General features: G+C 64.8%; 14 protein-coding genes. 5 read left to right on the forward strand and 9 right to left on the reverse strand.

Annotated features, from left to right (window positions below; translation table 11 throughout):
• Positions 1-84 precede the first annotated feature (84 nt).
• Both pepN and B4394_RS01010 read left to right on the forward strand, forming a co-directional pair.
• The gene (pepN, locus tag B4394_RS01005; protein WP_078313891.1) at positions 85-2,646 is read left to right on the forward strand and encodes an aminopeptidase N; all 2,562 of its coding nucleotides are present in this window, start codon (positions 85-87) and stop codon (positions 2,644-2,646) included.
• Between the two features lie 119 nt (positions 2,647-2,765).
• A complete protein-coding gene (locus B4394_RS01010; RefSeq protein WP_078309181.1) occupies positions 2,766-3,605 on the forward strand; it encodes an endonuclease domain-containing protein in 840 nt (279 codons plus the stop codon).
• A 62-nt stretch (positions 3,606-3,667) separates the two neighbouring features.
• Here the strand turns inward: B4394_RS01010 and B4394_RS01015 are convergent, their stop codons facing one another.
• The 3 genes from B4394_RS01015 to B4394_RS01025 are packed head-to-tail and all read right to left on the reverse strand — an operon-like array spanning position 3,668 to position 4,971.
• Positions 3,668-4,135 (reverse strand): DUF5130 domain-containing protein, encoded by a 468-nt coding sequence (locus tag B4394_RS01015; RefSeq protein WP_078313892.1) that lies wholly within the window; start codon positions 4,133-4,135, stop codon positions 3,668-3,670.
• A complete protein-coding gene (ctaJ, locus tag B4394_RS01020) occupies positions 4,122-4,388 on the reverse strand; it encodes an aa3-type cytochrome oxidase subunit CtaJ (RefSeq protein ID WP_078309183.1) in 267 nt (88 codons plus the stop codon). The genes B4394_RS01015 and ctaJ overlap by 14 nt, the downstream gene beginning before the upstream one ends.
• A 31-nt stretch (positions 4,389-4,419) precedes the next feature.
• On the reverse strand, positions 4,420-4,971 hold the full coding sequence (locus B4394_RS01025) for an HNH endonuclease (protein ID WP_139359910.1): 552 nt from the start codon (positions 4,969-4,971) through the stop codon (positions 4,420-4,422).
• A gap of 237 nt (positions 4,972-5,208) precedes the next feature.
• Between B4394_RS01025 and B4394_RS01030 the strand changes: the two genes are divergently transcribed.
• Together B4394_RS01030 and B4394_RS01035 are read left to right on the forward strand one after the other, a co-directional pair.
• Entirely contained in the window at positions 5,209-5,616 is a 408-nt protein-coding gene (locus B4394_RS01030) for a globin (protein WP_078313894.1), read from the forward strand.
• A 51-nt stretch (positions 5,617-5,667) separates the two neighbouring features.
• Positions 5,668-7,257: a glycoside hydrolase family 13 protein gene (locus B4394_RS01035; RefSeq protein ID WP_078309186.1), complete on the forward strand. Its 1,590-nt coding sequence runs from the start codon at positions 5,668-5,670 to the stop codon at positions 7,255-7,257.
• Here the strand turns inward: B4394_RS01035 and B4394_RS01040 are convergent.
• The 5 genes from B4394_RS01040 to B4394_RS01060 form a co-directional block, all read right to left on the reverse strand.
• Positions 7,254-7,901 carry a DUF8185 domain-containing protein gene (locus B4394_RS01040; protein WP_078313895.1) on the reverse strand — a complete coding sequence of 216 codons (648 nt, stop codon included), beginning with the start codon at positions 7,899-7,901 and terminating at the stop codon, positions 7,254-7,256. The two genes, B4394_RS01035 and B4394_RS01040, sit on opposite strands and share 4 nt — an antisense overlap.
• Positions 7,898-8,326: an acyl-CoA thioesterase gene (locus tag B4394_RS01045; RefSeq protein WP_078313896.1), complete on the reverse strand. Its 429-nt coding sequence runs from the start codon at positions 8,324-8,326 to the stop codon at positions 7,898-7,900. The genes B4394_RS01040 and B4394_RS01045 overlap by 4 nt, the downstream gene beginning before the upstream one ends.
• A 7-nt stretch (positions 8,327-8,333) precedes the next feature.
• Complete coding sequence (locus B4394_RS01050) at positions 8,334-13,007, reverse strand: NAD-glutamate dehydrogenase (protein WP_078314203.1); 4,674 nt, start codon at positions 13,005-13,007, stop codon at positions 8,334-8,336.
• Between the two features lie 227 nt (positions 13,008-13,234).
• Positions 13,235-14,908 carry an energy-dependent translational throttle protein EttA gene (gene ettA, locus B4394_RS01055; RefSeq protein WP_078313897.1) on the reverse strand — a complete coding sequence of 558 codons (1,674 nt, stop codon included), beginning with the start codon at positions 14,906-14,908 and terminating at the stop codon, positions 13,235-13,237.
• 117 nt (positions 14,909-15,025) lie between these two features.
• Positions 15,026-15,508, reverse strand: coding sequence for a single-stranded DNA-binding protein (locus tag B4394_RS01060; RefSeq protein ID WP_078309188.1), 483 nt, complete (start codon positions 15,506-15,508; stop codon positions 15,026-15,028).
• Between the two features lie 186 nt (positions 15,509-15,694).
• Between B4394_RS01060 and atzF the strand changes: the two genes are divergently transcribed.
• A complete protein-coding gene (gene atzF, locus B4394_RS01065; RefSeq protein WP_078314204.1) occupies positions 15,695-17,305 on the forward strand; it encodes an allophanate hydrolase in 1,611 nt (536 codons plus the stop codon).
• On the opposite strand, the gene B4394_RS01070 is transcribed toward atzF, so the two are convergent.
• Complete coding sequence (locus B4394_RS01070; protein ID WP_078313898.1) at positions 17,302-19,308, reverse strand: bifunctional copper resistance protein CopD/cytochrome c oxidase assembly protein; 2,007 nt, start codon at positions 19,306-19,308, stop codon at positions 17,302-17,304. The genes atzF and B4394_RS01070 overlap by 4 nt on opposite strands.
• Positions 19,309-19,338 lie beyond the last annotated feature (30 nt).

Raw genomic sequence — 19,338 nt, forward strand, 5'->3', positions numbered from 1 at the left:
AAGGGGGACGTCTAACCCAACTCACGATCCTGCCCCCGTGTTCCCATCCCGCACGAATGACCGTCTACCGGCTACGTTGGGTACGTGGCACTTCCCAACCTCACCCGTGACCAGGCCGCGGCCCGAGCCGCTGCGATCGACGTCCAGCACTACGCGATCACCCTCGACCTCACCGATGGTCAGGGCGGTCCCAGCGAAGAAACCTTCCACTCATCGACCACTGTCACCTTCACAGCGCAGCCGGGGGCCTCGACAGTCATCGATATCGCCGCCCGCACGGTGCGACGCGTCGAGCTCAACGGCGTTGAGATCGACGTCAGCGGGTACGACGAGGAGAACGGCATCACGCTGCCGGAACTGGCTGCCACCAACACCGTGGTGGTGGAGGCAGATTTCGAGTACTCACACACCGGTGAGGGTTTGCACCGCTTCGTGGATCCGGTCGACGACGAGGTATACCTCTACTCCCAGTTCGAGACCGCCGATGCCAAGCGGATGTTCGCCAGCTTCGACCAGCCCGACCTCAAGGCCACCTTCGATGTCACGGTGACCGCCCCTGCCCATTGGCAGGTGATCTCCAACGGTGCGCCACTGTCGGTGGCCGATGGCGTGCACACGTTCGCGACCACCGCGAAGATGAGCACCTACTTGGTGGCGCTGATCGCCGGTCCCTACGCGCGATGGAACGACGTGTATTCCGATGACCACGGCACCATCGATCTGGGCATCTATTGCCGCGCCTCGCTGTCGGAGTTCATGGACGCCGATCGGCTGTTCACCGAGACCAAGCAGGGATTCGGCTTCTACCACAAGAACTTTGGCACTCCATACGCCTTCGGCAAGTACGACCAGCTGTTCGTCCCCGAATTCAACGCGGGCGCCATGGAGAACGCCGGAGCGGTGACATTCCTGGAGGACTACGTATTCCGCTCCAAGGTCACCAAGTACTCCTATGAGCGCCGCGCCGAGACCGTGCTGCACGAGATGGCGCACATGTGGTTCGGCGACCTGGTCACCATGCGCTGGTGGGATGACTTGTGGCTCAACGAGTCCTTTGCGACGTTCGCCTCGGTGCTGTGCCAGGCGGAGGCCACCGAGTACACCGAGGCGTGGACCACCTTCGCCAATGTCGAGAAGTCGTGGGCGTATCGCCAGGACCAGCTGCCGTCCACTCACCCGGTGGCCGCCGATATCCCGGACCTGGCGGCCGTCGAGGTGAACTTCGATGGCATCACCTACGCCAAGGGCGCCAGCGTGCTCAAACAGCTTGTGGCGTATGTCGGTTTGGAGAACTTCCTGTCGGGCCTGCGCGCGTATTTCGCGGCACATGCCTTCGGCAACGCCACCTTCGACGATCTGCTGGGCGCACTGGAGGAGGCCTCGGGACGCGACCTGTCGGACTGGGGCACCCAGTGGCTTAAGACCACCGGGCTCAACACACTGTCGCCTGACTTCGAGGTGGACAGCGACGGAAAGTTCACGCGTTTCGCCGTCAAGCAGTCCGGGGCGGCCCCGGGTGCCGGGGAGACGCGGGTGCACCGCCTCGCCGTCGGGATCTACGACGACGTGGACGGCAAACTGGTCCGCGTGCACCGCGAGGAGTTGGACGTCGAAGGGCCGTCCACAGACGTTCCTGCGTTGCGGGGTATCTCGCGCGGCAAGCTGATCCTGGTCAACGACGACGACCTGACCTACTGCTCCCTGCGGCTCGATGACGAGTCACTGGAGACCGTGCTGTCACGGGTGGCCGACATCGCCGACCCCTTGCCGCGCACGCTGGCGTGGTCGGCGGCCTGGGAGATGACTCGTGAGGCAGAGCTGCGAGCGCGCGACTTTGTGGCGCTGGTGTCCTCCGGTGTGCACGCCGAGTCCGAAGTCGGTGTGGCGCAACGTCTGCTGCTGCAGGCACAGACGGCATTGAGCTCATACGTGGAACCCGAGTGGGCGCGTGAGCACGGCTGGCCGGCGTTCGCCGACCGACTGCTGGAGCTGGCACGTGCCGCCGGGCCGGGCTCGGATCATCAGCTGGCATTCGTGAACGCCTTCACCAGTTCGGTCTTGTCGGCAGGACATACCGTGGTGTTGCAGGCGCTGCTGGACTCCGATCCGGCATCGCTGGGCCTGCCCGGCCTGACGGTCGACACCGACCTGCGGTGGCGAATCGTGAACGCGCTGGCGGCCTCCGGGGCACTAGAGCCCGACGCTTCGGTGTTCATCGACGCGGAGCTGGAGCGCGACCAGACCGCGGCGGGTAAGCGTCAAGCGGCCCAGGCTCGTGCGGCCCGTCCGGTCGCCGAGGTGAAAGAGGCCGCGTGGAAGCAGGTCATCGAGGATGACGCGCTGCCGAACATCACCGCACGCTCGGTGATCGCGGGAATCGTGCAGCCCGGACAGGCGGCGCTGCTGGCGCCCTTCTCGGGTCGCTACTTCGATGTCATCGAGAATGTGTGGGCACGGCGTTCCAGCGAGGTGGCCCAGACCGTGGTGATCGGCCTGTACCCCTCGTGGGACATCTCGCAGCATGCTGTCGAGTCGGCAGACGGCTTCTTGGCCAAGGAGATTCCGTCGGCGCTGCGCCGACTGGTTTCCGAGGGGCGCGCCGGGATCGTCAGGTCGCTCAAGGCCCGCGAGTTCGACGCCCAATAGGCGGGCCCCTCCGGCACGACCCTTCGCGCCGAGCGTGAATCTGAGGCGGGATTTCACCCGATTTCCCGCCCAGACTTCACACTCGGCGTCGTGTCGGAGGCCCGGCGCACACTACGCGCATGGGGGGACCATTCATCGGTAGCGAAGCACTTCAGGGCGGCCTATTGACCCGGCATTCGTTACGAACACGACATCGTGCGATCTATCCAGGAGTCTTTGTCGAGCGGGACATCGAGATAACCGCCACTCTGCGCGCGAAGGCCGCCTGGCTGTGGTCCGGGCGCAGCGGAGTGCTCGCCGGCCACTCAGCATCCGCCCTACATGGCGCACGTTGGGTCGATCCGGGCCGGGATACCGAGGTGCTGTACAGGAATAGGCATTGCCCACCTGGGGTGACCGTGTGGGCCGACGCAATCGCCGACGATGAAATCTGTGTGATCGATGGCATGGAAGTGACCACGCCGGCACGCACGGCGCTAGATCTGGCGTGCCGTTGTTCCACGGGCCAGGCCGTCGCAGACATTGATGCCCTATGCCGGGCGACACAACTCAAGATCGTCGAGGTCAGCGAGCTCGCGGCACGCGCGATAGGACGACGAGGTATCAGAAAGGCAAGGGCAACACTGGAACTGGTGGACTCCGGTGCACAGTCCCCGAAGGAGACATGGCTGCGACTCTTGCTCTACCGGGCCGGACTCCCACGCCCGACAACCCAGATCCTGGTACACAACGGCGACTATGTCCCGCTGGCCTACATCGATATGGGCTGGGAGAACGTCATGGTCGGTATCGAGTACGACGGCGACCAACACCGCAGCGATCGTCGCCAATACGTGAAAGACATCAAACGGCAGGAAATGCTCGAAGGTCTCGGCTGGCTGATCATCAGGGTGGTCTCCGAGGACCATCCGGACGACATCATTCGCCGCGTGCGCGAGGCCCTATCCCGCAGAGTGTGAATCCGTGGCGGGATTTCACCCGATTTCCCGCCCAGACTTCACACTCGGTGCAGGAAGAAAGATCAGGGGCGTGCGATGGCGGCGCTCATCACGCGCACCGCGCTGATGATCCCGTCGAGCAAGTTGCCTTCCTTGAACGACGCCACGGCAGCGGCGACACCAAGGTCGGCAGCCGACTCGACGCCACGCCCCCTGAGTCCCTCGCCATAGACGACCTCAACCACATGCTGGTTGGGCGAAACAGCGATCAGCACGGCCTCATCCGGCGTCGGCACCTTGAGGAACACGTCCCGCGCTCCGGCGGCGGTATCCGAGCCCAGGTCGCCGATGTACACCGAGAACCGCGCCTTCGACTGACGAGACCCGTAGGTCAGGGCGTCGTCGAGCGTCGCCAGCTCGTAGTTGGGGAACGGGAATTCAACCGACAGCGCGCCCGGCTCGGTAACCCCCGAGAGGCGTCCGCTGATGGTCTCGGCCCAGCCGCGCGGCAATTCGGCGGGAGCAGTCTTGGTGACCTCACCACTTGCCACTTGCGGACCCTCCAATCGCCTCGGTGCCAGCATGCCCATGACCGTGGCCGTGCCCGTGGGCATCGCCAACGTTTTCGTCGACTGCGGCCCACAGGATCGGGGCGTGTGTCCAGCCATCGTTCATGTTGTAGGTCGCGGGGTGCGGCCCCTTCTTACGCATCGTCCAGAGTCCGACGAGCACGAAGAAGACCGGCGTGATCAGGGCTACCCAGACCGGCATCCCGATGTATGTGGGGCTGTTGAGAAAGCTCACGATGCAAACCGTAGCCGACCGCGCCTGGAACTCACGCCGCGCCCTCCCCTAGATATCGCACCCATGCCGGGTCGAGTTCTTTGACCGACGACAGCAGTCGCCAGTGCTGCCCCTTGGGCGGCATCGGCGTGATGTGAAGCGACCAGCCCAGCTCCGAGAGCATCCGGTCCGCCTTGCGGTGATTACACGACGAACAGCAGGCCACGCAGTTCTCCCAGGAGTGCGTGCCCCCCTTGCTGCGCGGAATGACGTGGTCGATGGTGTCGGCGCGGCCACCGCAGTACGCACAGCGGAACCGGTCGCGATGCATCAGCGCGGCGCGCGTCATCGGAACCCGCGCCCGGTACGGCACCCGCACAAAGGTCCTGAGCCTGATCACCGACGGAACCGCCACGGACGTCGTGGCGGCATGAATAACGGGAGCACCCGGGTCGTCGTGCACCACATCGGCCTTACCGCACAGCAGCATGATCACGGCGCGACGCATCGGCAGCGCTGTGAGCGGCTCATATGTGGAGTTCAGCAATAACACGCGACGCCGGCCCCATAGGGAACCGGCGTCGTTGGAGTGCTGTGGGGGAATGGCCCCGGGGACCCTCGTCCCTGAGACACTGTGCAGTATTCGGGCCGACCCGTTCTGGGTCGGCCCAGCGCTGGCACTGTTATGCCGGTGCCCGCGGCCCTTCTTGTGTTGCACCATTGCACCCAGTGCACCACGATTCCGCGGTCTTCGCACGACAATTTATGCCGTGTTCGCAGGTCAATCCAATGAACATCGCGTAACCAACCCGGCTGAGCGGTCGAAGCGTGTACCGGCACAATGGCGTACGTGGCAGCCCCTACCCCTGAAAACTTCTACGACGCCGTCGGTGGCGCTGCCACTTTCCACGCGATAGTGGCCCGTTTCTACGAGCTTGTCGCCGATGACGAGGTGCTGCGCCCGCTGTATCCGGAGGAAGACCTCACCGGCGCCGAGGATCGCCTCCGAATGTTCCTTGAACAGTATTGGGGCGGGCCGCGCACCTACTCGGACCAGCGCGGACATCCCCGGTTGCGGATGCGCCACGCACCGTTTCGGATCGGTCCTATCGAACGCGACGCGTGGCTGCGCTGCATGCGGACCGCCGTCGACTCCATCGACCGCAACACCCTTGACGACGACCATCGCGCCCAGCTGTGGAGCTACCTGGAGATGGCGGCGCAGTCGATGGTCAACTCGCCCTTCTGACAGTCGATCGCGATTCGGGGCCAGGGCCGTCGTGGTGCAGAATGATCAACCGTGACCGCCGCCGACTTGGGCCAACATGACGACCCTTGGTGGTCGCAGGCCGTCTTCTATCAGATCTACCCGCGGTCGTTCGGCGACAGCGACGGCGATGGCGTCGGCGATCTCGACGGTATTTCAGCAAAACTTGGCTACCTTGACCTCCTTGGCATCCAGGGAATCTGGCTAAATCCTGTTACCAGATCTCCGATGGCCGACCACGGTTATGACGTGTCGAACCCGCGGGACATCGATCCGTTGTTCGGCGGGCTGACCGCGATGCACAGGCTCATCGCCTCTGCGCACCGGCACGACATCAAGGTCATCATGGACCTGGTCCCCAACCACACCAGCTCCGAGCATCCCTGGTTCATCGAGGCGCTGGCCGCGACGCCGGGCAGCGACGCCCGCTCGCGCTATATCTTCCGCGACGGCAAGGGCGCCAATGGCGAACTGCCACCCAACAATTGGCCCTCGGTGTTCGGCGGCCCGGCCTGGACGCGGGTGACTGAACCCGATGGCACCCCCGGCCAGTGGTACCTGCATTTGTTCGCCCCCGAGCAGCCCGATGTCAACTGGGACAACCCGGAAGTGTTCGACGACTTCGCAGAGACCCTGCGCTTTTGGCTCGACCGGGGCATCGACGGGTTCCGCCTCGACGTGGCCCATGGCATGGCCAAGCGCCCAGGCCTCCCCGATCTCGAGGACACCGACACCTCGATGCTGCATATCGACGACGAGGACCCGCGTTTCAACAACGAGGGCGTACACGAGTACCACCGCAAGATCCGCAAGGTGCTCGACCAGTACCGCGATGTGGTTGCCGTCGGCGAGATCTGGGTGAACGACAACACCCGCTTCGCCGAATACGTCAGGCCCGACGAGTTGCATCTCGGATTCAACTTCAAACTGGTAGAGGCCGACTTCGACGCGGACAAGATCCGCACCGCCATCGAAAACTCGCTCACCGCAGTGAATTCCGTAGGAGCGATGCCTACCTGGACATTGTCCAATCACGACGTGGAGCGTGAGGTGACGCGCTATGGCGATGGTCCGATCGGCCAGTGGCGAGCCCGTGCCATGGCCCTGGTGATGCTCGCGCTGCCGGGAACTGTGTTCATCTACAACGGCTCCGAGCTGGGGCTGCCCAACGTGCAATTGCCCGACGAGGCTCTGCAGGATCCGGTGTGGGAACGCTCCGGCCACACCGAGCGAGGTCGCGACGGCTGCCGGGTGCCCATCCCCTGGGAGGGCACCGATCCGCCCTATGGCTTCTCCACCAACGATCAGACCTGGCTGCCGATGCCGCACGGCTGGGCCGATTTCACGGTCGAACGTCAGTTGGAGCGCACCGATTCCACGCTGTCTCTGTATCGGCGTGCCATCGAATTACGCAAGAACCGAGGGGAATTCAACGGCACCAGCCTGGAGTGGTACGGCAGCCCGCCGGGTGCGCTGGCCTTCCGCGTCAAGGGCGGCGGCCTGACCTGCGCCTTGAACGTCAGCAGTGATCTGGTGGATTTGCCTGCGGGCGAAGTCATCCTGGCCAGCGGGCCCCTCGTCAATGGCAAACTGCCGCGCAATACCGCGGCCTGGATCGTCTAACGGACCCGTAGCGACAGATCGGTCCGGCGGCGATACACCGATCCGAATCGGGCATCCAGCCGCAACCACGCCGGCACGGCACGCACTCGCACCGGTTCATCCTCGGGCGGGCTCGTGGGAACAAATCCCAATGCGGCCAAAGCGAATACGCATCGCATGGGAACATCAACCGGCCTACCGTCGGTTCCTTCGACGGTGACGACGGACTGATCCAGCAGTGACACGGGCGGACCGTGGGCGCTGCCGTGTTCGCGAGCCAGCTCTCCCCCGCGCTGTGCCAGCTCGAGCACCGTCCGCGCCGGGATGTCGTCGAGATACTCGAAGCCGCTATCGGCGGGCAGCGCGCCCCGCCACGCCGAGTCCATGGGGAACCCCGTGTGCACGTAGCCGTTCGCATCCGGGGCCTGCAGGCCACGCAGCACTTCATCGACGGTGGCGGAGATATCGGGCGTCCTCAGCTCACCGCGCACCGCACGACAGGCCAGCACATCGAATTGTGTTGCGGTCCAGACAACTACCCGACCATCTTCTCGAGCGCGCAACCGCACCACCGCCGACTCGTCCAGGCGGGAAACACGGGTGAGAAAGGTCGCCAGGTCTTTGCGGTCGGAGGCGTCGGGCACCCGTAATGCGGCTTCACTCACTGTCGCGACCACCGCTGCAAGTACTCGCGGTGGGTGTCGGTGAGACGCAGCAGGGTTTGGCTGTCCAGGTGGAACGTCACCAATTGGGTGTCCGCGATCACGGCGGGTTTGGAATCCGGAGCCGCGTCCACCGAGCGCACCTCATAGTTGATCGTGAAGTCCACCGCCCGGATCTTCGACACCCACATGGTCACCCGCAGCGGTGAGTCCGCGAGTCGCACCTGCCCCTTGTACTTCACGTGGACATCGGCGATGAGCAGGCCCGTAGTGGTGATCTCTGCGCCAAAAACATCGCGCAGGAAGGGCACTCGCGCCTCTTCCAGGATTGTCACCATCGTCGCGTGGTTCACATGCTGGTACATGTCGATATCGGACCAACGGACCGGAACCGCCGCGACATAGCCGGGCTTCTCGCTAACGCTCATCGCACCATCATGCAGGACCGCTGATGCTGCTCCTGATCATCCCTCTGATCTGGCGCGCTGCCACCGACAACGTCGCCAGGTCCGGTTCACCCGAGGCAAAGATCTCCGCGAGTGTGCTGCGTGCGCGCTCCAGACGCGAGGCATTGGTGAACTCCCACTCGGCGATCTTCTGCTCGCCCGTCTCATCGGGTTCGCCCACCGAAAGCACATCCATGGTGAGCGCTCGCAGCGAGGAGTAGATGTCATCGCGGATCGCCAGCCGAGCCAGGGAATGCCAGCGGTCATTGCGTTCCAGCTGGGAGACGGCGGTCAGTAGATCGTCCACCCGCAGGTCGTCCATCAGGGTGAAGTACAGATCCGCGACCTCCGCGCCATCGCGGTCGGCGATATCGGCGATGTCGATGACGTCCAGCAGACTGAATCCGTACAAGCAGCCGGCAACATCGCCGGCGAGATCGGCCGGAACGCCCAGCGCCACCAAGTCTTCGGTCTGCTTGGTGACGATCTCCAGGTCGTGACCGCGCAGCCAAGTGGTGAGCTTCGGGGTCAGCTCGGCGATTCCTTCTGCGAAGCGGTTGATCTCGGCACCGACCGCCAGAGGCTGCGGCCGGTAGCTGATCAGCCACCGTGATGCGCGGTCCAGCAGGCGGCGCATGTCCAGGGTCAGCCGATCCGAAACCGACACCGGTACATCGGCATGCCGGATTCGGTCCCACAGTGAGCGCAGCCCGAAGATGGCCTCCACGGCCACATAGGTCTTGAGTCCGTCGACTGAACCCGTCCCGGCGTCTTCGAAAAGCCGGTACACATACGTGATTCCGCCGCAGTCGACCACCGCGTTCACCAGCATGGTCGCGTAGATCTCTTTACGTAGCGGATGCTTGCGGATCTCCGCATCGAAGCGCTCACGCAGCTCGTCCGGGAAGTAATGCACCATCCGCCGCTGCGTGACCTCTTGCTCGGGGGCGTCACTGGCCAGCAGGTCCGCCTTGAGCGCCAGCTTCACGTGCGCCATCAGTGTCGACAACTCCGGGGACGTCAAACCGATCCCGAGTGCGGCGCGACGCTCGATCTCCTTCTCGGAGGGCAATGCCTCCAGCGCACGATCCAGACCGCGATCGGCCACCAGATGGGCGATCTGTCGCGCGTGAACGCTCAGCAGCGAGGCCGCGTTGGCCCGGCTCGTACCCATGAGGTTGTTCTGGGACTCGTTGTCGGCCAATACAAGTGCTGCGACGTCGTCGGTCATGGACTCCAGGAGCGCGGTGCGCTCGGAAGCCTCGACCTTGCCGGCGCTGACCAGCGAGTCGACCAGAATCTTGATGTTGACCTCGTGGTCGGAGCAGTCCACCCCGGCGGAGTTGTCCAGTGCGTCGGTGTTGACCCGACCACCGTTGAGCTCGAACTCGATGCGGCCGCGCGAGGTCAGACCCAGGTTGCCGCCCTCGCCGATCACCTTGGCGCGCATCTGGTTTCCGTTGACACGGACCGGGTCGTTGGCCTTGTCCCCCACTTCGGCGTGCGATTCGCTCTCGGCTTTGACGTAGGTGCCGATACCGCCGTTGAAGAACAGGTCGACCGGGGCGAGCAAGATGGCCCGGATGAGCTGCGGCGGTGTCATCTCGGTGACATCGCCGTCGATGCCGAGGGCCTCACGCACCTCCGGGCTGATCGGCACCGACTTCTGTTCCTTGCTGTACACGCCGCCCCCGGCGCTGATGAGCGCCGGGTTGTAGTCGGCCCAGCTGGAGCGCTCCAACGCGAACATCCGCTTGCGTTCTGCCCACGACGACGCCGGGTCGGGGTTGGGGTCCAGGAAGATGTCCCGGTGGTCGAAGGCGGCCACCAGCTTGATGTGCTGCGAGAGCAGCATGCCGTTGCCGAACACGTCGCCGCTCATATCGCCAACCCCGGCGACCGTGAAATCTTCTGTCTGGGTGTCGATCCCCATTTCCAGGAAGTGACGCTTGACGCTCTCCCAGGCACCGCGGGCGGTGATTCCCATGGCCTTGTGGTCGTACCCGACGGACCCGCCGGAGGCGAACGCGTCACCCAGCCAGAATCCGTACGACTTGGCGACATCGTTGGCGATATCGGAGAACGTCGCGGTGCCCTTGTCCGCCGCTACCACCAGATAGGTGTCATCGCCGTCGCGGCGGCGCACCCCCTGCGGCGGGATGACGGCGTTGGTGGCGCTGTCCAGGTTGTCGGTGAGGTCAAGCAGGCCACCGATGAATCGCCGGTAGCATTCGACGCCCTCGGCGCGGAACGCATCCCGGTCGACGGCGGCATCGCCGGTGGTGGCCGGCGGCTGCTTGACGACGAATCCGCCCTTGGCCCCGACGGGGACGATGACGGCGTTCTTCACGGCCTGCGCCTTGACCAAGCCCAGGATCTCGGTCCGGAAGTCCTCGCGGCGATCCGACCAGCGCAGCCCGCCGCGAGCGACGGGGCCGAAGCGCAGGTGCACACCCTCAACACGTGGCGAGTACACGAAGATCTCGAACCGCGGCCGGGGCTCGGGCAGCTCCTCGATCTCACGGGGATTGAGCTTGAAGGCGAGCACCCCCTTGGCCCGGGCCGAGTTCTCTTCCGTCACAAAGTAGTTGGTGCGCAGGGTGGCCTGGATCAGCGCGAAGAAGGCGCGCAGCACTCGGTCGGTATCGAGGCTGACGACCTTGTCGATCTCGGCCAGAACCCGCTCCGCCTTGGTGTCGGCCAGCGTGTTGTCGGTAATGGCCGGATCGAAACGCGCCTCGAAGAGTTCCACGAAGTCGCGCGCGGTGGCGGAATTGTCGGCGAGCACGGTCTCGATATGTGCCTGGCTGTAGGGGAAGCCGGCCTGCCGCAGGTATTTGGCATATCCGCGCAAAATGGTGATCTGACCGGCGGTGAGCCCGGCCCGCAGCACCAGTTCGTTGAATCGGTCCGTCTCGACGCGGCCATTCCACACATCGTCGATCGCGTCGGTGAAGAGCTGCGCGCGGTGCTGCACACCCTCGGCATCAAAGGTGCGTGCGATCGCCGGGTGCACCACGATGCGGAATGCGTACAGCGATACGGCAAGCCCATCGGGGCGGGTGAAGTGATAGGGGCGTTCCTCCATCACATCCACGCCCATGCTGTGCAGAACCGGCAGCACCTGACTCAGCGACGCCGAGCGTCCGCCCAGGTACATGCTGAGCACACCGGTGGCCGGCTCTTCGGCCGCATCGTAGGCAAGATCCAGCGAATTATCCTGGAGCCCTTCGATCCTCGCGATGTCATCAATGGCATCCACAGGTGTGACGTTTGTCTTGAAGACCTCGGGAAGGATGACCGAGTAGCGCTCGGCGCAGGCGCGATCGATCGGCGAGTCCGGCCGCACCGCGCTCACCAGACGGTCACTCCAGGTGCGGCTGGTCTGAGTGAGCAGTCCCTGCAAACGAATACGGTTCGCCTCGGAGGTATCGACACTGGTGGACAGGTTGTCCTCGGGCATACGAATCGTGAAATGGACCAATGCCCAGGGTGATTCGCTGACGCGCGCGGTGTAATCGATACCCGTGCCGCCGAGCTCACGCACCAGGGTGTCCTGCATGGCCAGTCGAACGGTCGTGGTGTACCGGTCGCGGGGCAGGTACACCAGGGCGGTCACGAAGTTGCCGAGCTCGTCGGATCTCAGAAACAGCAGCGAACCCGGGTGCGCACCAATGTTCCTCACGGCGGTGACGATGTTCTGCAGCTGGTCCACGCCCACCGCGAACAGCTCCGCGCGGGGCAGGTTCTGCATGATGTCGATGAGCATGTGCCCGGCCAGCGTGTCCTGGTTGGCGTCCGAGCGCGCCAGAACCTGGTGCACCCGATCGGAGATCACCGGGATGTCCAGTACGTCGGCGTTCATGGCGGCCACGGTGAACACGCCCACGAGGCGGTGCTCGATGGCGGGACCGCTGCCGTCGTCCTGCCGGATCACCACGATATTCGGATAAATCGCGTAACGCAGATAGGTCGGCACGGTGGCCTGAGCCAGGACCAGCAGCTCGTCGTTGTGGGTGAGCTGCGGAAGCACCTCTTCGCGCCGCTTGAGCAGGCCGAGCCGACTCGATTCGTCGACGGTGGCCCGCCCGTCCGCGACGGTGCACCGCTGATATCCGAGCACCGTGAAGTTGCCTTCGACGAGCCAGCGCAGCAGGTTCGCCACCTCGGTGAGTTCGGCGGACGAGAACCGTGCCGTGCCCGCCGAGGCGTCTAGGTCGGCAGCCAGCTCGATGACCGCGTCACGCATGGCATCGGTGTCCGCAGCGACATGGCTGCCGTCTTCGAGGGTGTGCGGCAGCTGCGTCTCGATGAAGGCCAGCCGCTCGGCGTCGATGGAGGGCGGCAGCTGCAGATGGATCCAGCACTCGGCACCGATGGCGGTATCGCTGTGAGGGTTGTCGACCGGTACCGCGGAGAGCAGGGTGCCGTCGGCGGAACGGTCGACCGTAAAGACCGGGTCCATCAGGTCCACTATCGCGACGCCCAAACGGCGCAGCAGCACGGTGACGGAGTCGGTAAGCAACGGCGTGTAGTCCGTGACCAACTGCAAGGCGGTTCCGAGCCCCGCATCGTCTCCGTTGCGGTAAACAGCCATCGAAATCGCGTGCGGCGGGCGTTGCGCTGCCAGCCGTAGCAGCGACCGCATGAGTGCCTCACGCACGGGCGGCGCCGGCGGTGTCGCGTGGCCGTCAGCATCGAGCGCTTCGTCCCATTCCTGGTCGCCCAGGAATCGGGAGTGACTGAATGCAGCCTCCAGCGCCTCAATGGTCGGCACGCCAGATCCATTGGTAGATGGCGTGTTTTCGGGAGTTGTGGTCCCTGTCTTAACAGTCACGCAGAACGCTCCTGGCCGAGTTTGCATGCCGGGTTTCGGCACGCAATCTCACCCTAGTCGCGAGTCAGGCGGCGGTGGGTAACTCTGTGAGGTCTGGCTGCATCGATACCCAAACGTTCAACTTTGTTGTCTTCGTACGCCTGGAAGTTGCCTTCAAACCAGAACCATGCGGCGGGGTTATCGTCGGATCCCTCCCACGCCAGGATGTGCGTGCAGGTGCGGTCCAGGAACCAGCGGTCGTGCGAGATGACCACCGCGCAGCCGGGGAACTGCTCGAGCGCGTTCTCCAGTGAACTCAGGGTTTCGACGTCGAGGTCGTTGGTGGGCTCGTCGAGCAGGATCAGGTTGCCGCCCTGTTTGAGGGTAAGCGCCAGGTTGAGACGGTTGCGCTCACCACCGGACAGGACGCCCGCTGGCTTCTGCTGATCCGGCCCCTTGAATCCGAACGCAGAAACATAAGCCCGCGAAGGCATTTCATTCTGACCGACCACAATGTGGTCGAGCCCGTCGGAAACGACCTCCCAGACGTTCTTCTTGGGGTCGATGCCGGCGCGGCTTTGGTCGACGTAGCTCAGTTTGACGGTCTCGCCCACCTTGACCTCGCCACCATCGGGGTTTTCCAACCCGACGATGGTCTTGAACAGGGTGGTCTTACCGACGCCGTTGGGGCCGATGACGCCGACGATGCCGTTACGGGGCAGCGTGAACGACAGATCCTTGATGAGGGCGCGTTCCTCGAAGCCCTTGTCGAGATGGCTGACCTCGACCACCACATTGCCCAACCGCGGGCCCGTGGGGATCTGGATCTCCTCGAAGTCCAGCTTTCGCGTCTTCTCCGCCTCGGCAGCCATCTCCTCGTACCGCCCGAGCCGTGCCTTGTTCTTGGCCTGCCGGGCCTTGGCGCCCGAACGCACCCACGCGAGCTCTTCCTGCAAGCGCTTGTGCAGCTTGGCATCCTTTCGCCCCTGCACGGCGATGCGATCGGCCTTCTTCTCCAGGTACGTGGAGTAGTTGCCCTCGTAGGGGTACGCGCGGCCGCGGTCCAGTTCGAGGATCCACTCGGCAACATTGTCCAGGAAGTACCGGTCGTGGGTCACAGCCAGGATGGCGCCCGGGTAGTTGGCCAGGTGCTGCTCCAGCCACAGCACGCTCTCGGCGTCCAGGTGGTTGGTGGGCTCGTCGAGGAGCAGCAGGTCCGGCTTGGACAGCAGCAGCTTGCACAAGGCGACGCGTCGACGCTCACCACCGGACAGATACGTCACCGGCTCGTCCGGGGGCGGACAACGCAGCGCGTCCATGGCCTGCTCAAGCTGCGAGTCGATATCCCAGGCATCGGCGGCGTCCAGCTCTTCCTGGAGCTTGCCCATCTCTTCCATGAGCTCGTCGGAGTAGTCGGTGGCCATCAACTCGGCGACCTCGTTGTACCGATTGAGCTTGCCCTTGAGCGCCACGCCGGCCTCGACGTTCTCGCGCACCGTCTTGGTCTCGTCTAGCTGCGGCTCCTGCATCAGGATGCCGACGCTGGCCCCATTGGCCAGGAAGGCCTCGCCGTTGTTCGGCTTGTCGAGCCCGGCCATGATCTTCAGGACGCTGGATTTACCGGCACCGTTCGGACCGACCACACCAATCTTGGCGCCGGGCAGGAAGTTCAGGGTGACATCGTCGAGGATGACCTTGTCGCCATGCGCCTTGCGGACTTTCATCATCGTGTAGATGTACTCAGCCATTGCCGCGCTGTCGCCTCTCCTCTAAGTTCTTTAGCCGCAGCTCACGACCATTCTTGTGAGCCGCCCGAACCATCCTAGGTGAGAGGCGACCGCGCGGTCGCCGGTGTCAGCTCGGGATCACGCACTCAAGCGCAGGTTTCCCGACTCCTCGCTGCTCTCGTCCGTTTCCGGCAGGTCCGTCGTGGACTGTTCGGGCCCCGGATCGGGTTGCTCCGCTGCTTCGGCATCCTCCTGCTTGCCGGTGTACCCGGCCTTCTCTATCCGGGCGATGGTCCGCGACAGATCTGGCCCAACGGCGATCGCCTTCATCTCCGTGACCTGACGGCGGTTGCCGTCCTTGTCCTCGAACTCGCTGGTATGCAGATGACCGTGCACGATCACCGGCGCTCCCTTCCCCAGCGCAGCACCCACCCCGGTGACTAGACGTCCCCAGCAGGTGACGTTGATGAAGAGGGAGTTCGAATTCACCCAACTGCCGTCCTCACGCCGCCGGCGCGCATTACTGGCGACGCGAAACTTGATCATTTCGTCGGAGCCGACCTGGCGCCGCTTGAGGTCTCCGACGATGGAGCCGATCACAGTCACTGGAGTTTCAAACATGGTTCGTGCCTTTCCTATCGCTATATCTGTTCTCAGCACCGCCAATCCGGCGCCCTTGGCAGCTCCAGTAACCCGGCACGCACCGACACCGCGACGACATGCGGGCGCGTTCGGGCGGTCGCTGTGGATGAGTTCCGGATTGGGGACAACTGGCCGATGCGTCCGGCCACCCGTACCTTGCTTGACATGACGGTTTGGATCATGCGCCGCCCCGAGAACGACATCGCTGCCGAATTGGAGGCCTCATCAGGGCCGTTGGCCGGTGTTCGGCTCGCGGTCAAGGACAACGTGGATGTCGGTGGCGTGCCCACCACCGCCGCCTGCCCGGAGTACGCATACGTTCCCGAGCGCGACGCACCGGTGGTCGCGGCCTTACGTGCCGCGGGTGCCGTGGTGGTCGGCAAGACGAACCTCGACCAATTCGCGACCGGGCTGGTGGGCACGCGCTCCCCGTACGGCGCGGTGCCGGACTCGCGGCGTCCCGAATACATCAGTGGCGGCTCCAGTTCGGGATCCGCGGTGGCCGTCGCCACGGGCGAGGTCGAGATCGCGATCGGCACCGACACCGCCGGATCCGGGCGAGTACCCGCGGGACTGCAGGGCATCGTCGGAATCAAACCCACCGTCGGCGTCGTCTCCACGCAGGGCGTTGTCCCTGCCTGCGAATCCTATGACTGCGTAACCATCTTCGCCCGCACGCTGGCCACCGCCAACCTGGCGATGGCCGCCATGGGTGCCGCGGCAGGACCCCGCCTGTGGCCCGCCAACACTCGGCTGGCAGCGCCCCCACAGCCCACCATCGCCGTCCCGCGCGAGCTGCCCGCACTCGATGAGGTGTGGCGTGACGCCTTTCACGCGGCCATAGAGCATCTTCGCGCAACGGGAGTGACGATCGTCGAGATCGATCTGGCGCCGTTCCTGGCCGCCGCGAAACTGCTGTACGAGGGCGCGTTGGTCAGTGAACGCTATGCCGCCGTCGGCGAGTTCATCGACGCCAACCCCGAAGCAGCGCTTGATCCCACTGTCGCGCAGATCGTTTCGGGTGCACGCGATATCCCGGCGCATCGCCTGGTGCGCGACCGCGCCGAGGTGCAGCGTCTGCGAGAGGAGGCCATGGCTGCCCTCGCGGGTGCGGACGCACTGTTAGTGCCCACCGCGCCGTTGCACCCAACGATTGAACAGGTGCAGGCCGACCCGATTGGCGTCAACGCGACGATGGGGACCTACACCAACTTCTGCAACCTGTTCGATCTGTGCGCGGTGGCGGTACCCGCGGGAACCGCCGGTGAGGCCCAGTTCGGAGTAACCGTGCTGGCGCGCGCCTTTGATGACGCGGTGGCCTTCGACATCGCCGCACTGGTCACCGGAGATGCTGCAGAACAAGATGTTTGGCCGGCAGCGATCACCTTGTCTCATGAGCTCGCGGTGTTCGGCGCGCATCTCAAGGGCGGCCCGCTGGAGTTTCAGCTCACCGATCTGGGCGCGCGCTGGGTCGGCCCGGTGCGCACCGCGCCGAAGTATCGGATGGCGGCGCTGCGCACCACACCTCCCAAACCCGGGCTCACTCGTTCGGAAGAGGATGGGGTGAGCATCGGCGGCGAAATCTGGCGCCTGTCCCCCGCCGCACTGGGTACCTTCCTCGCGCAGCTACCCGAGCCGATGCTGCTGGGCAAGGTCGAATGCGATGACGGTGTGTGGCGCACCGGGTTTGGCTGTGACGGCGCCGCCGCGCAGGCCGGTATCGATATCAGCGAGCACGGCAGCTGGCCGGCGGCCATCGCCGCTGGCGCCTTCTAGCTGCGCGTCTTCTCGTCGTGCTGGGCCATTTTGGCGAGCATGGCGTTGTAGGCGGCCAGGTCGGCGTCGTCGTCACGATCGGCAGCGCGGTCCTGTCTGCGGGCCAGCCGCTCGTCCGAACGCGACCACTGGATGACCAGAGCGATCATGACCACCAGCAGCGGCAGCTCCCCGGTCGCCCAGGTGATCGCGCCGCCCATGTGTTGATCAGCGGCCAGATCAATCCGCCACGGTAGCGCCAGGTTGCTGTAAAACTTCTCGCCGAGAATCGATTTCGTGCCCATCAGGATGACACCGAAGAAGGCGTGCAGGGGCAGCGAGACCAGCACGATGCCCAGCTTGGCCACCGGAGGCAGGCGCCGCGGCGACGGGTCGATGCCGATGACCACCCAATAGAACAGGTATCCGCTGAGCAGGAAGTGCACATTCATCGCCAGGTGCGCGGCGTGCACGTCAACGGCGGCGTCGTAGAGCCCACTGAGATACAGGCCGTAGAACCCGCCGATGAACAACGAGGTCGCCACCAGCGGATGCGTCAGGAAGCGAGAGAACTTGCTGTGCAACACGATCTGCACCCATTCACGCAGCCCCGGCGGATCGCCCTTGCCCGCGGCAGGCAGCACCCGCAGCAACAGTGTGATGGGGCCACCGAGGACCAACAGCACCGGTATCAGCATCGAGAGCATCATGTGCGCGGCCATGTGCATGCTGAACATCGCGGGCACATACCTGCCGACACCGGACGATGTCGCGATGAGCAGGAAGGCACAGCCGGACAGCCAGGCGATGGTGCGCCCCACCGGCCATTCGTCGCCGCGCTTCTTCAGCCGACGCACACCGACCAGGTAAGCGACCGCGAAAACGATGGCGGCCGTTCCGAAGATGAGATCAAAGCGCCAATCGAGCAGCAGTCGCTGTGGGGTGGGCGGACCGTCCAACGTGTAACCGATGGCGACCTCGACCGGTGAGGGGTTGAGGTTGACCGGCGGCGGCGGGGTGCGACCCAACCCGACGGCGATACCGAAGGTGACCGCGAAGATGACGGCTTCAATGCCTGCCAGTCGAATCAGTGGTCGACGGTTCTGAGGTTCTTCGTCCAATGCGGTTATGGCCGAACGCCGCTGCAGATATCCCAGTACGCCGAGGATCAGCAGCGCCGTGGCCTTGCCCACCAGCAGCCAGCCGTAGCGGGTGGTGAACAGGTCCGAAAGCTGCACCCGGATAAGTGCGTTGATGATTCCGCTGAGCCCGATCGCGACGTAGCACCACAGCGCCAGCGTGGAGAACCGGCGTGCGGCCACATCGAGATAGCCGCCGCCGCGCAGCGCGTGGATCAACAGCGCGACCAGCCCACCTGCCCACAGCGCCGCGGACACCAGATGGATGATGAGGCTGTTGGTGCCCAGGTCATGTGCGCCGCCGGTGGCCGAATGCCCGACCAGGGCCAGCGGCATCAGTGTTGCGATGGATCCGAGCACCAGCAGCGGTGTCCACGACCAGCGCAGCACCACCCGGCTGGCGATCGCGACGCCGGCGGCGATGAAGGCCATCCAGCGCCATGCGTTCACGGTCTCAATGTCGCCGGCGAGCGTCCACAGCTCCCCTGGCCCGAAATCACCGATCGGCTGACCGGCCACATCGGATATCGACAGTGGCACCATGGCCGCCGAGAGCACCGCGAGCGCGGTCGATGCCGCGGTGCCGACACGCAGTGAGCGGTAACCGTCCACATCGAGCACGCCGCTGGACTGCGGTGGGACGAAAAAGGCCGCGACCAGGAAGGCGCCCACGGCGACGACGGCGCAGATTTCTGCGGCCGCGCGCACGAACGGCAGACCATAGGAGGTGACGGGGCCGGGGTTGGGCAGACCCGTCGCGAGCAGGGCCTCCGTCAGTGACAGCGCGCCGATAGCGGCCGCGACCAGGCCCGCCAGTACCGCGAGGCCGACGACGATCGTCCAGATCGGCGAATCGGTCTTCCTGGCGGTGGGGATCGTCGTCACCAGTCAAGGGTATGGCGAGATGCGATCCGC

Source organism: Mycobacterium sp. D16Q16, from assembly GCF_002013745.1.
Classification (GTDB): domain Bacteria; phylum Actinomycetota; class Actinomycetes; order Mycobacteriales; family Mycobacteriaceae; genus Mycobacterium.

Bases quoted from the DNA above. Each gene is read 5' to 3' on its own strand.
- B4394_RS01010 (WP_078309181.1), top strand. From the start codon at position 2,766: ATGGGGGGACCATTCATCGGTAGCGAAGCACTTCAGGGCGGCCTATTG.
- B4394_RS01030 (WP_078313894.1), top strand. From the start codon at position 5,209: ATGGCGTACGTGGCAGCCCCTACCCCTGAAAACTTCTACGACGCCGTC.
- B4394_RS01045 (WP_078313896.1), bottom strand. From the start codon at position 8,326: ATGAGCGTTAGCGAGAAGCCCGGCTATGTCGCGGCGGTTCCGGTCCGT.
- ettA (WP_078313897.1), bottom strand. From the start codon at position 14,908: ATGGCTGAGTACATCTACACGATGATGAAAGTCCGCAAGGCGCATGGC.
- B4394_RS01060 (WP_078309188.1), bottom strand. From the start codon at position 15,508: ATGTTTGAAACTCCAGTGACTGTGATCGGCTCCATCGTCGGAGACCTC.
- atzF (WP_078314204.1), top strand. From the start codon at position 15,695: ATGACGGTTTGGATCATGCGCCGCCCCGAGAACGACATCGCTGCCGAA.